Annotated in this window: 11 protein-coding genes; 1 reads left to right on the forward strand and 10 read right to left on the reverse strand. The window is 73.4% G+C overall.

All coding sequences use genetic code 11. The annotated features are described in order from the left end of the window. Window positions 1-25: 25 nt before the first annotated feature. The 9 genes from ACIGHB_RS08765 to ACIGHB_RS08805 form a co-directional block, all read right to left on the reverse strand. On the reverse strand, window positions 26-1,477 hold the full coding sequence (locus ACIGHB_RS08765) for an MFS transporter (RefSeq protein ID WP_399911626.1): 1,452 nt from the start codon (window positions 1,475-1,477) through the stop codon (window positions 26-28). A gap of 50 nt (window positions 1,478-1,527) precedes the next feature. Beyond that, the gene (locus tag ACIGHB_RS08770; protein WP_399910796.1) at window positions 1,528-2,697 is read right to left on the reverse strand and encodes a MalY/PatB family protein; all 1,170 of its coding nucleotides are present in this window, start codon (window positions 2,695-2,697) and stop codon (window positions 1,528-1,530) included. A gap of 67 nt (window positions 2,698-2,764) precedes the next feature. After that, entirely contained in the window at window positions 2,765-3,787 is a 1,023-nt protein-coding gene (fbaA, locus tag ACIGHB_RS08775; RefSeq protein ID WP_360307042.1) for a class II fructose-bisphosphate aldolase, read from the reverse strand. 247 nt (window positions 3,788-4,034) lie between these two features. After that, window positions 4,035-4,574, reverse strand: a complete 540-nt coding sequence (pyrE, locus tag ACIGHB_RS08780) for an orotate phosphoribosyltransferase (protein WP_360307045.1) — start codon at window positions 4,572-4,574, stop codon at window positions 4,035-4,037. A 24-nt stretch (window positions 4,575-4,598) separates the two neighbouring features. Then, complete coding sequence (locus ACIGHB_RS08785) at window positions 4,599-5,390, reverse strand: aldose 1-epimerase (RefSeq protein ID WP_360307048.1); 792 nt, start codon at window positions 5,388-5,390, stop codon at window positions 4,599-4,601. Between the two features lie 114 nt (window positions 5,391-5,504). Beyond that, window positions 5,505-6,293, reverse strand: coding sequence for an SRPBCC family protein (locus ACIGHB_RS08790; protein ID WP_399910801.1), 789 nt, complete (start codon window positions 6,291-6,293; stop codon window positions 5,505-5,507). A gap of 71 nt (window positions 6,294-6,364) precedes the next feature. Next, complete coding sequence (locus ACIGHB_RS08795) at window positions 6,365-8,248, reverse strand: spermidine synthase (RefSeq protein WP_399910804.1); 1,884 nt, start codon at window positions 8,246-8,248, stop codon at window positions 6,365-6,367. Window positions 8,249-8,322: 74 nt separating this feature from the next. Beyond that, window positions 8,323-8,841 carry a DUF2617 family protein gene (locus ACIGHB_RS08800; RefSeq protein WP_360307057.1) on the reverse strand — a complete coding sequence of 173 codons (519 nt, stop codon included), beginning with the start codon at window positions 8,839-8,841 and terminating at the stop codon, window positions 8,323-8,325. Between the two features lie 329 nt (window positions 8,842-9,170). After that, window positions 9,171-9,362, reverse strand: a complete 192-nt coding sequence (locus ACIGHB_RS08805; RefSeq protein WP_360307060.1) for a hypothetical protein — start codon at window positions 9,360-9,362, stop codon at window positions 9,171-9,173. Between the two features lie 208 nt (window positions 9,363-9,570). Between ACIGHB_RS08805 and ACIGHB_RS08810 the strand changes: the two genes are divergently transcribed. Then, window positions 9,571-10,740, forward strand: coding sequence for a pyridoxal phosphate-dependent aminotransferase (locus ACIGHB_RS08810; protein ID WP_399910809.1), 1,170 nt, complete (start codon window positions 9,571-9,573; stop codon window positions 10,738-10,740). Between the two features lie 75 nt (window positions 10,741-10,815). On the opposite strand, the gene ACIGHB_RS08815 is transcribed toward ACIGHB_RS08810, so the two are convergent. Next, a complete protein-coding gene (locus tag ACIGHB_RS08815; protein ID WP_360307066.1) occupies window positions 10,816-11,349 on the reverse strand; it encodes a YbjN domain-containing protein in 534 nt (177 codons plus the stop codon). Window positions 11,350-11,431: the final 82 nt, after the last annotated feature.

Below are 11,431 nucleotides of genomic sequence, written 5' to 3' on the forward strand. Positions count from 1 at the left end.
GCACCCCCGCCGCCGCGTGGCGGGGTCACCCCGCGTCGGCCGTTCCCGGGTCCAGGGATGGGGAGGTCACGGCGCAGTGGTGACGGCAGCCGGGGTGGCAGGCGGGGGCCTGCGGGGTCCGCATCGTGAACCAGGCGAGCGCCGCGCCCAGCACCAGCACCCCCGCGCAGATCGGCATCGCCTTCCCGAACGTCGCGTCGAACTCCGCCGCCGACCGGTACGCCTCCGGCCCCATCCCCGTCAGGAGCGGCAGCGCCGCGACCGCGACGAGCCCGGCCGCCCGCGCCGCCGCGTTGTTGATGCCGCTGGCCAGGCCGGCGCGGGAGACGTCGACGGAGGCCAGGACGGTCGCGGTCAGCGGCGCGACCAGCGCGGTCATGCCGACGCCGAGGACCAGCATGGCGGGCAGGACGTCACGGACGTACGAGGCGTCCTCCCCGACCCGCAGCGTCAGCAGCATCCCCGCCGCGCACAGCAGCGGCCCGACGGTCAGCGGCACGCGGGGCCCGATCCGCTCCCCCAGCTCGCCGGACTTCGCGGAGAGCAGCAGCATCAGGACGGTGGTGGGCAGCAGGGCGGTGCCGGCGGCGAGGGCGGAGTAGCCGGAGACGACCTGGAGCTGGATCACGGCGAGGAAGAAGAAGCCGCCGAAGGCCGCGTACACGCAGAGCGTCACCAGGTTGACGGCGGTGAAGAGCCGGGAGCGGAAGATCGACGGCGGCACCATCGCCCGCTCGCCCCGCCGCCGCTCCACCCCCACGAACCCGGCACCGACGAGCACGCCCGCCGCCCCGGCCCACCACACGGCGTCGATCAGCGCGTAGGTGACGAGGGCGAGCGCCGCCGCGCCGAGCACCGCCCCGAGCACGTCGAACCGCCCGTGCGCGGTCTCGTCGCGGGATTCGGGCACGTGCCGCAGCGCGACCGGCACGCAGAGCGCGGCGAGCGGCACGTTCAGCAGGAAGACCCACCGCCAGCCGGGCCCGTCGACGAGCCAGCCGCCGACGAACGGCCCGATCGCGGCCCCGACGCCGCCGAAGCCGGACCACAGGCCGACCGCCCTGGCCCGGTCGTCCGGGTGGAAGCTCGCCTGGATCAGCGCGAGCGACCCGGGGGTGAGCAGCGCGCCGCCGACGCCCTGGAGGGCGCGGGCGGCGATGAGGACCCCGGCGTTCGGGGCGAGCCCGCAGAGCAGCGAGGCGAGGGCGAACCACACCACGCCGACGACGAAGACCCGCCGCCGCCCGTAGCGGTCGCCGAGCGAGCCGCCGAGGAGGATCAGCCCGGCGAGCGTCAGCATGTACGCGTTGACGGTCCACTGGAGCACGGCGAGGTCGGCGCCGAGGTCCTCGCCGATGTGCGGCAGAGCGACGTTGACGACGGTGGAGTCGAGCAGGGCCATCCCGGAGCCGAGCACGGTGGTGAGGACGATCCACCGCCCGGTCCGGGAGGCCATCCGCACCTCGGGCCCAGCCATACTCATGCCTGCATGGTCCCCCGGACGCGGGCTCGCCGCCTCCCCGGCGGTCAGCGGGTGCGGAGCCGGGCGGCGGCCCGGACCAGGGCGTCCACGCCCTGTTCGGCCTTGGCGCGGGGGCAGCCGACGTTGAGGCGGACGAAGCCGGGGGTGCCGTACGTGGCGCCGGGCATGATCGCGACCTTCTCGGTGGCGACCAGTTCCTCCTGGAGCCGGTCGTCGTCGATGCCGAGCGGCCGGAGGTCGATCCAGGCGAGGTAGCCGGCCTGCGGCGGCCGCCAGTCGACGCCGGGCAGGCCGCCGGCGAGCCGTTCCCCGATCATCGCCATGGTGCCGGCGACGTAGCCGCGCAGCGCGTCCAGCCAGGGGGCGCCGTGCCGGTAGGCGGCGATGTGCGCGGTGAGCGAGAGGACGGCCGGGGAGGCGAGGCCCTCGCCGGTCTCCATCCGCCGGACGAACGCCGCCCGCTCCTCCGGGTCGCCGAGGAAGCCGTACGAGCCGGAGAGCGCGGGGAAGTTGAACGCCTTGGTGCCGGAGGTGACGAGCGCCCAGCGCCGGTCGCCGCCGGCCTCGGCGATCCGGACCCAGGGGATGTGCCGGTGCCCTTCGGTGGTGAGGTCGGCGTGGATCTCGTCGCTGACGACGGGCACCCCGTGGCGGCGGGCGAGCCGGCCGAACTCGGTCAGCTCGGCCTCCGTCCACACCCGTCCGGTGGGGTTGTGCGGGGAGCAGAGCAGCAGCATCGTGCTGTCCGGGCGGGCCAGCTCCCGCTCCAGGGCGGCGGGGTCGCCGACCGGCACGCCGCGCAGCTCCCGCCCGAGGCCGGTGACGACCTTGCGGAAGCCGTCGTAGGTGGGGGTGTGGGTGACGATCCCGTCTCCGGGGCGCGTCCACATCCGCAGCAGCTGGGAGACCTGGTTGAGCACGGAGGGCGCGTACACCAGCGCCTCGGTGTCGACGGCGGTGCCGTACCGGGTCGCGTACCAGTGGCGTATCGCCTCCCGGAAGCCGTCGGTGCCGCCGAGCCGCCAGTCGGTGTAGCCGAAGACGCCGTGGCCGACGCGGTCCCGGAGCGCGTCCAGGACCTCCGGCGGGGAGGCGAAGTCCATGTCGGAGATGGTGAAGGGGAGGAGCCCGGAGACGCCGAAGCGGTCCGCGATCCCGTCCCACTGGACCGACCAGGTGCCCGTCCGGTCCCTCGCCTCGTCGAAGTCGTACATCGATCCCTCCTCCAGGTACGCGAAGGGCCCGGCACCCCGTGGGTGCCGGGCCCTTCGGTCACGGCTGTTACTTCAGCTTCTTGCCGGCCGAGCGCAGCGCCTCGCACGCCTCGGTGACGCGCTTGGCCATGCCCGCCTCGGCGAGCTTGCCCCAGGTGCGCGGGTCGTAGGTGGACTTGGTGCCGACCTCGCCGTCGACCTTCAGGACGCCGTCGTAGTTGCGGAACATGTGGTCCACGACCGGGCGGGTGAAGGCGTACTGGGTGTCGGTGTCGAGGTTCATCTTCACCACGCCGTTCTCGATGGCGGTGGCGATCTCCTCGGCGGTCGAGCCGGAGCCGCCGTGGAAGACGAAGTCGAACGGGGACGCCTGGCCGAACTTCTCGGCGACACCGGCCTGGAGGTCCTTGAGGAGCTCGGGGCGCAGGACGACGTTGCCCGGCTTGTAGACGCCGTGCACGTTGCCGAAGGAGGCGGCGAGCAGGTAGCGGCCCTTCTCGCCCAGGCCCAGGGCCTCGGCGGTGCGGATCGCGTCGTCGACCGTGGTGTAGAGCTCGTCGTTGATCTCGTGGCTGACGCCGTCCTCCTCGCCGCCGGTCGGGGTGATCTCGACCTCAAGGATGATCTTGGCGGCGTGGGCCTTCGCGAGCAGCTCCTGCGCGATGGACAGGTTGTCGGCGAGGGTCTCGGCTGAGCCGTCCCACATGTGCGACTGGAAGAGCGGGTTCTCGCCGCGGGCCACGCGCTCGGCGGACACGTCGAGCAGCGGGCGGACGTAGCCGTCCAGCTTGTCCTTCGGGCAGTGGTCCGTGTGCAGCGCGACGGTGATGTCGTACTTCGCGGCGACGATGTGCGCGAACTCGGCCAGGGCGACGGCGCCCGTGACCATGTCCTTGCTGTACTGGCCGCCCAGGAACTCGGCGCCACCGGTCGAGATCTGGATGATGCCGTCGCTCTGGGCCTCGGCGAACCCGCGCAGCGCCGCGTGGAGGGTCTGGGACGAGGTCACGTTGATGGCCGGGTAGGCGAACTTGCCAGCCTTCGCCCGGTCGAGCATCTCGGCGTAGACCTCGGGGGTTGCGATGGGCATTCGTCCGCTCCTTGTGATGTGCGGGTGTGGGCGTTGCTATGTCCCTGACCTAGGGGCGACGTCATCGTCGGTGCCATCTTTCCAGACTCTCGTCCGGCCTCCCACGGGCGGCGCATGCCGAAGGGCGGGGTGTTTCACGTGAAACACCCCGCCCTTGGGAAAAAGCGCAGGTCAGAACCGTATGTGCCGGGAGCCGGGACCTAAGTCACGACTTCGCGGCGGTTACGCCGGGACTCAGACCCGGTCCTCAGGCGAGGCCGAGATCCGAGAGCTGGTAGCCGGTGAGGTACGAGAGCCCCGCGCCGGAGATCGCGCCGGCCGCGCCCCGGTCCACGATCGTGGCGACGGCGACGACCTCGCCGCCGGCCTCGCGGACGGCCTCGACGGCCGTCAGCGGGGAGCCGCCGGTGGTCGAGGTGTCCTCGACCACCAGGCAGCGGCGGCCCTTCACGTCGGTGCCCTCGATGCGGCGCTGCATGCCGTGCGCCTTCTGCGCCTTGCGCACGACGAAGGCGTCGAGGCGCTGCCCGCGCGCGGCGGAGGCGTGCAGCATCGAGGTGGCGACCGGGTCGGCGCCCAGGGTGAGGCCGCCGACGCAGTCGAAGTCGAGGTCCTTCGTCAGGTCGAGCATGACCTGACCGACCAGCGGCGCGGCCTCGCCGTCCAGCGTGATCCGGCGAAGGTCGATGTAGTAGTCGGCTTCCAGACCCGAGGAGAGGGTCACCTTGCCGTGCACCACGGCCTTGTCCTTGATCTGCTGGAGCAGTTCAGCGCGTACGTCAGTCATGCCCCGAGCTTAAGGGCGCCGGGCTCAGGGCCGCTGCCAGGCCCAGACGCTCTCGACTTCCAGGGGGTCGATGGGGGTGACCAGGCGCGGGTGGGTGTTGAGGCCGTTCGGCGGGCCGGACTGGGGCTCGACGCAGACGGCGTCCTCGGGCTGGTCGTAGATCACCACCCACTCGGCGCGGCTGGTCACGCTGAGCTCCAGCTCGCCCGGCCAGGTGAGGGTGACGTCGACGCCGGCGGGCATGCCGAAGCAGTCGTCCCAGGGGCCGGGGGTGGGGCCGATGCGGCGGCCGGTGGGGAGGTGGTCGTCGCCGCGCTCCTCCTGCCAGTCGGGCGTGAAGCCGATGCGCACGTCCTCGCCGCCCCGGCCCAGGTTCCGCAGGAACCAGGGGTGCCAGCCGGCCTGTGCCGGGAAGGAGTCGTCGTACGCCTCCACCCCGAACCGCAGCGTCAGCCGGTCCTCGGCCAGTTCGAGGACCTGGGTGACCCGGCCCTTGTACGGCCAGGGGTCGCCGAGTTCGCAGGTGAGGACGGCCTCGTCGGCGGTGGCGCGGGCCACCGTCCAGGGCTGGTCGCGGACGGTGCCGTGGATGGCGTGCGGCTCCGCGTTGATCGGCAGCCGGTGGGTGGTGGCCCCGTCGCGGAAGAGGCCGTTCCGGGTCCGGCCGCACCAGGGCACCATCGGGAAGCTGCCGTAGCGCTCGCCCTGCTTGAGGACCTCGGTGCCGGCGATGCGCAGGCTCTCGATCCGGCCGCCGTGCTCGGGGTTGATGGTCAGCTCGGCGTCGCCCGCCGTCAGTCGCGTCAGGTTGCTCACGCCCCGAACCCTAAGTCCTGGGCCCGGTTCATTGGACCGTTTCAACGCCCTCTTCGCGGCGGCGGCGTCGGTGGGCCGGGCGGGCCGGACCCGACGGGAATGGTCAGGCACGCCCTAGCGGCGGCGGCGCAGCGCGCGGCCGACGATGACCGCGGAGGCGAGGGCGAGCGCGGCGGCGGGGGCGACCCAGCGGAGGGTGGCGCCGGCGCCGCTCGGCTCGGGGGCGGGGACCGGGGCGTATCGGCCGCGCGGCGGCGCGTGGTCCACTTCCTCGGCGCTCCGGCCGATCATGGTCCGGCGGGCGTGGGCGGCCTCGGCGGCGGGCGCGGCGGGGATCTCCACGGGCGCGGCCGGGGCCGGTTCGAGGAAGTCCGCGGGGACGACGTCCTCGTCGAAGCCGGGGCCGCCGTCGAAGGCGCCGGTGCCGAAGGCGGTGTCCCCCTCGGGGGCCTGGGCGGCGGTCTCGGCCGCGAGCGCGGCGGCGGCCTCGACGAAGGCGTCGAGGAGGCGGGCGCGGGCGGCCTCCCGGGCCTCCTCGGGTTCCTCGGCGAGCCGGCCGGTGGCGGTGAGCGCGCCGGTGAAGCTGAGTCCGGTGCCTTCGGCCGCCGGGGTGAGGACGACGGTGAGGGAGATCTCGGCGACGCCCTTGCCGCGGGCCTCGGCGCCCTCGCCCTCGTAGGTGATGGCGCCGTCCCGTTCGACGATCCGCAGTCCGCCCCGGTAGGTGATGGTGTGGCCGCCGACCCGGAGCCGGAGCCGGCCGACGAGGTCCTCGCCCGCTCCGGCGGCCTCCTCGGAGGCGTCGCTCTGGAAGCCGGGGACGCACCGCGCCACCCGGGCCGGGTCGGTGAGGGTGGCCCGCAGGGCCTCGGCCGGGACCGGGACGAACACCTCATGCTCCATGGCATCCGAGCCTACTCAGCGGGGCGTCCCGCGTCGCCCGTTCGTCCCGGGAGCCACGCCCGGGGTGCCGTTCAGTCGATGTACCGGGGGTGGACGAGGGTGGACGGGGGGAGTCCGGTGATGCGGGTCCGCTCGGCCCTGCGGGCGGCGGCGGCCAGGTCGCGGGGGGCGAGGGAGCGGAGCGGGGGCGCGTCGGCGGCGAGCCCGAGGGCGGGCGGCCGGTCGCCGCGGACGGCGAGCAGGAAGCCCCAGTCGTCGGGCTCGTGGCGGGTGCCGCTGGCCCGGTCGGCGCGGTCGGGTCCCGCGGCGAAGCCGGGGGTGCCGCCCTCGGCGCTGTACGGCCGGGTGGCGTAACCGGCGGCGCGGAGGGTGGCGTCGGCGGTCCAGTAGGTGCGGGGCCGGTCGGTGGCGGGGCCGGCGTGTACGACGAGCCGGCCACCGTCGTCGAGGACGCCGGCGGCGAGGCCGTAGAACTCCTGGGCGTAGAGCTTGGTGCTGCGGGTGATCCCGGGGTCGGGCAGATCGGAGATCACCACGTCGTACCGTTCCTGCACGACGGCGTCCGACCCACCGGAACGCCCCCGCACAGCCGCATCCGACCCGCCGGAACCTTCCCGCACAGCGGCGTCCGACCCGCCGGAACCTCCCCGCACGGCCGCGTCCGACCCGCCGGAACCTCCCCGCACGGCCGCGTCCGACCCACCGGAACCTTCCCGCACGGCCGTGTCCGACCCGTCGTACCGTTCCTGCACACGCCCGGCGCTGTCCCGCAGCCAGTTGAACGCGTCGGCGTGGACCACCCGCACCCGGGGGTCGCGGAACGCCTGTCCGTTGAGCGCGGCGAGCGCGGGGTCGGTGCGGGCGAGCCGGACGACGCCGGGGTCGAGCTCCACCACGGTGACGGAGCGGACGCCGGGGTAGCGGAGCACCTCGCGGGCGGCGAGGCCGTCACCGCCGCCGACGATGAGGACGCGGGCGTGCGGGCCGTTCATCGCGGGGTGGACCAGCGCCTCGTGGAAGCGGTACTCGTCCGCGCCGGAGACCCGCAGCCGGCCGTCGAGGTACAGGTCGGGCGGGTCCTCGGGGCCGCCGGTGACCACCACCTCCTGGAGGTCGGTGTGGACGGCGACCCGCACCCGCTCCCCGTACACGGCCCGGCGGGCGGCCTCCTCGAAGTCGTCGACGAGGACGGTCGCGGTGGCGAGCACGCCGAGCACGGCGAGGTTGACGCCGATGACGAGTGCGCGGGTACGGGCCGTGAGGTCGCGGCGGAAGAACCAGAGCACCAGGGCGGCGCCCGCGACCGCGTTGACCGCGCCGGTGACGAGCGCGCCGGTGAGCTGCCCCAGCCAGGGCAGCAGCAGGAAGGGGAAGGCGAGGCCGCCGACGAGCGCGCCCACGTAGTCGGCGGCGAAGAGGTCGGCGACCGTGCCGGCCGCGTCGTCGGGGTCGCCGGCCGGTGCGGGCCGCCCGGCCCGACCCGCCCGGCCGGTGCCGACGGACCGTTCCGGCGCTCTCTGGATGAGCGACATCAGCAGCGGGATCTCGGCGCCGATGAGCACCCCGATGGCGAGCGAGAAGGCCACCAGGACCCAGCGCGACTCGCCGAGCCAGGCGAAGCAGGCGTACAGCACCAGCGCCGAGGTGCCGCCGATGAGCGCGAGCGCGCCCTCGACCAGGCCGAAGCCGACGGCGGCACGGCAGCGCAGCCGCTTGGCGAGGAGCGAGCCCAGGCCCATCGCGAAGACCATCACGGAGAGCACGACGGACGCCTGGGTGACCGAGTCGCCGATCAAGTACGAGGCGAGGGCGACGAGTTCCAGCTCGTAGACGAGGCCGCAGGCGGCGCAGACGAAGACGACGACGAGGACCGGCCACCGCACCGGGGCGCGCGGCCGCGGCGGCGGCCGGCGGCTCACCCTCGTGGGTGGCAGGGTCACGGTCGGCTCGATCATGCTCGTAACGCTACGTCACGACCCTCTCACCTTTTGTCACCCACACGAGTGCATCTGCGGCCGCTCGGGTGTATTCAGAGCGTGGCGGGCATACGAGCGCCGATCCGGGTGCGGGTGACCACGAGCTGCCCCTCCTGCGGGTAGGCGTGCCAGGTCCGCCAGCGCACCTGGCCCTCGTGACGCTGTGCCAGCATCGCGGTGAAGGCGTGCGGCGAGCCGGGGAACGTCCCGGCGAGACCGTGGGGATGGTCGGCGACCAGTGCGAGCAGCTCCTGCGCCCGGCCCGCGAAGGAGCCCTGCGTGAGCGTCTCGACGCGGGCCGCGAATTCGTACTCCCATTCGCCGATCCGCTTGGAGACGCCGAGCGGCAGCGGGGTGCTGCTGCCCGGCATGCAGGCGACGGTCTCGGAGCAGCTGCGGCCCTCCTCCTCCAGAAGGACCTGATGGGAGGCGCCGAGCAGCCGCAACTGGAGCTTGGCGCCGGTGAGTTCGAGGTCGAGCACGGCGAGCGCGGGCAGCGGTTCGCGGCCCAGTGCCCAGGCCAGGTCGGCCGCGCGCGTGTCGGTGTAGGAGGTCTTCAGGGTGGTGAGCATGGGTCGGCTCCGCAAACACGGTTTGACGGGTGGGCCGGGGGCGCCCCGGAGAGGGTTTCAACGGGAGTGGGGGGATCGCCGGCTCGGGGTCCACACAGGTCCGAGGGCTGTCTCTGACAGGAGCGAGAGAACCACGTGGGCCGGACGACTCGCAGCGTTATTACCCAACTTGCCGTGTTTTCCATCCCCTTCGGGGACCCCACAGTTCACTTGTTCAAACGGGATCGATCGCCGGGCGGGCGACGGAGGCGCGCAGGACGCCCCTCCCGCCCCGCGCGCGGGCCCCTGCCCCACGGGCCCCGTCGGCCCCCTCAGCCCCCTCAGCCCCGTCAGTTACCCCCACCACAGCCGCCACCACCGCCGCCGCAGCTCGACCCGCCGCACGAGCTCGACCCGCCGCAGGAGCTCCCGCCGTCGGACCAGCCGCCGCGCCGCTTCTTCCGGCCGCCGCCCCCTCGGCCGCCCACGTTGGCCAGGGCCAGGAACAGCACGATCACGAACATGACGAAGAAGAATTCCATCGCCGTCTCCCCCCGAGTCCGGCGGCTCGCTGCCGCCTCTGCACCGGGGATCCCCGCCCCGCGCACCCCCCAAAGCGCACTTGAGCAAGTCCAGAGCTTCGGCCCGGGACGACCGGCACACCAGGTGCGCCGCGTGACCGCCCCACCGGGCATCCGCCAGGATGGCGCTCGAAGGACCGGCGGACATCCGAGTGAGGACGGTGGAGACATGAGCGGCAGGCCGCTGCTGAACCGCAGGCTGGACGGGCTCGGGACGACGATCTTCGCGGAGATGTCGGCACTGGCCACGGCGACGGGAGCGATCAACCTGGGCCAGGGCTTTCCGGACACGGACGGCCCGGAGTCCGTACGCGAGGCCGCCGTACGAGCGCTCCGGGACGGCCGCGGCAACCAGTACCCGCCCGGCCCCGGCATCCCCGAGCTGCGCCGGGCGATCGCCGACCACCAGGACCGCTTCTACGGCCTGAGCCTCGACCCGGACACGGAGGTCCTGGTCACCGCGGGCGCGACGGAGGCCATCGCGGCGACCATGCTCGCACTGCTGGAGCCCGGCGACGAGGTCATCGCCTTCGAGCCCTTCTACGACTCCTACGCCGCCTGCATCGCCATGGCCGGCGCGCGGCGGGTACCGCTCACCCTGCGGGCCCCGTCCTTCCGCCCGGACCTGGACGAGCTGCGCTCCAAGATCACCCCGAGGACCCGCCTCCTGCTCCTCAACACCCCGCACAACCCGACGGGGACGGTCCTCACCACCGAGGAGCTGAGCGCCATCGCCGCGCTCGCCGTCGAGCACGACCTGCTCGTCGTCACGGACGAGGTGTACGAGCACCTGACCTTCGACGGCGCGACCCACGTCCCGATCGCGACGTTCCCCGGCATGCGCGAGCGCACCGTCTCCCTCTCCTCCGCCGGCAAGACCTTCTCCTTCACCGGCTGGAAGGTCGGCTGGGCCATGGCGGACGGCCCGCTCATCGCCGCCGTCCGGACCGCCAAGCAGTACCTCACGTACGTCAGCGCGGGCCCCTTCCAGTACGCGGTCGCCGAGGCCCTGCGTCTGCCGGACTCGTACTTCGACGGCTTCCGCGACGACCTGCGGCGCAAGCGCGACCTGCTCGGCGACGGCCTGCGGGCGGCCGGGTTCGAGGTCTACCGGCCCCAGGGCACGTACTTCGTCACGACCGACATCACCCCCTTCGGCGAGAAGGACGCCTACGCCTTCTGCCGCGCCCTCCCCGAGCGCTGCGGCGTCGTCGCGATCCCCAACTCCGTCTTCTACGACGACCCCGACGCGGGCCGCACCCAGGTCCGCTTCGCCTTCTGCAAGAAGGACGACGTCCTCACCGAGGCCACCGACCGTCTGCGGCGCCTGACGTCCTGACGCCGGTCCGGGACGCACGGGAGCCGGGCCCCCTCGGGGGACCCGGCTCCTGTGCGGTCGGCCGGCGGCGGGGACTCAGCCCTCTTCGCCGCCCTCGGCCTTCTCCTCCGGGGAGGCGAGGCCGAACTGCTCGACGATCCACTTGTCGAACTCGATGGAGGCGCGGACCCAGCTCACCGTGGAGGACACGAAGTGCTCCAGGGCGACGCCGGTGCCGATCAGCATCTGCGCCTCACCGATGAGGCGGAGGGTGGCGGAGCCGTCCTCCTCCTCGTGCAGGTGGGTGTAGACCTTGGGCCACAGGGTGCGGCGGTTCCAGTCGTCGATCGCGTCGAGGATCTTGGACCGGTCGTCGGCGGAGTGCGGACGGTCGTAGAACGTGCGCACCGAGAACACCTGCTGCTCGTTCTCGCCGCGGAACATGAAGTACGTGCGGAATTCCTCCCACGGCGCCGCGAGGTCACCCTCGTCGTCGACGACGTACTTCAGCTCCATCTGCTCCAGGAGCTGCTTCACGAGGTCCTGGTCGGGGACGACGGGGCCCGCCGGTCCCGCCTGGGGCTGGGGCTGTCCCCCGAAATTCGGAATCGAGGACGGGTCGATGCTCACCGGGTGTTTCCCTTCGTACGGATGTTGCCATCCTCCCCCATCCCGGCCCGTCCGTGGCAAGCCCCGCCGGGTGGGAACCGGC

The sequence above is a fragment of the Streptomyces sp. NPDC085460 genome (genome assembly GCF_044541975.1).
Lineage (GTDB): Bacteria > Actinomycetota > Actinomycetes > Streptomycetales > Streptomycetaceae > Streptomyces.

What these genes read in the sequence shown, in the direction of transcription:
- ACIGHB_RS08795 (WP_399910804.1), bottom strand. Translation starts at nt 8,248, where the DNA reads ATGATCGAGCCGACCGTGACCCTGCCACCCACGAGGGTGAGCCGCCGG.
- ACIGHB_RS08765 (WP_399911626.1), bottom strand. Translation starts at nt 1,477, where the DNA reads ATGGCTGGGCCCGAGGTGCGGATGGCCTCCCGGACCGGGCGGTGGATC.
- pyrE (WP_360307045.1), bottom strand. Translation starts at nt 4,574, where the DNA reads ATGACTGACGTACGCGCTGAACTGCTCCAGCAGATCAAGGACAAGGCC.
- fbaA (WP_360307042.1), bottom strand. Translation starts at nt 3,787, where the DNA reads ATGCCCATCGCAACCCCCGAGGTCTACGCCGAGATGCTCGACCGGGCG.
- ACIGHB_RS08770 (WP_399910796.1), bottom strand. Translation starts at nt 2,697, where the DNA reads ATGTACGACTTCGACGAGGCGAGGGACCGGACGGGCACCTGGTCGGTC.
- ACIGHB_RS08800 (WP_360307057.1), bottom strand. Translation starts at nt 8,841, where the DNA reads ATGCTCACCACCCTGAAGACCTCCTACACCGACACGCGCGCGGCCGAC.
- ACIGHB_RS08790 (WP_399910801.1), bottom strand. Translation starts at nt 6,293, where the DNA reads ATGGAGCATGAGGTGTTCGTCCCGGTCCCGGCCGAGGCCCTGCGGGCC.
- ACIGHB_RS08805 (WP_360307060.1), bottom strand. Translation starts at nt 9,362, where the DNA reads ATGGAATTCTTCTTCGTCATGTTCGTGATCGTGCTGTTCCTGGCCCTG.
- ACIGHB_RS08810 (WP_399910809.1), top strand. Translation starts at nt 9,571, where the DNA reads ATGAGCGGCAGGCCGCTGCTGAACCGCAGGCTGGACGGGCTCGGGACG.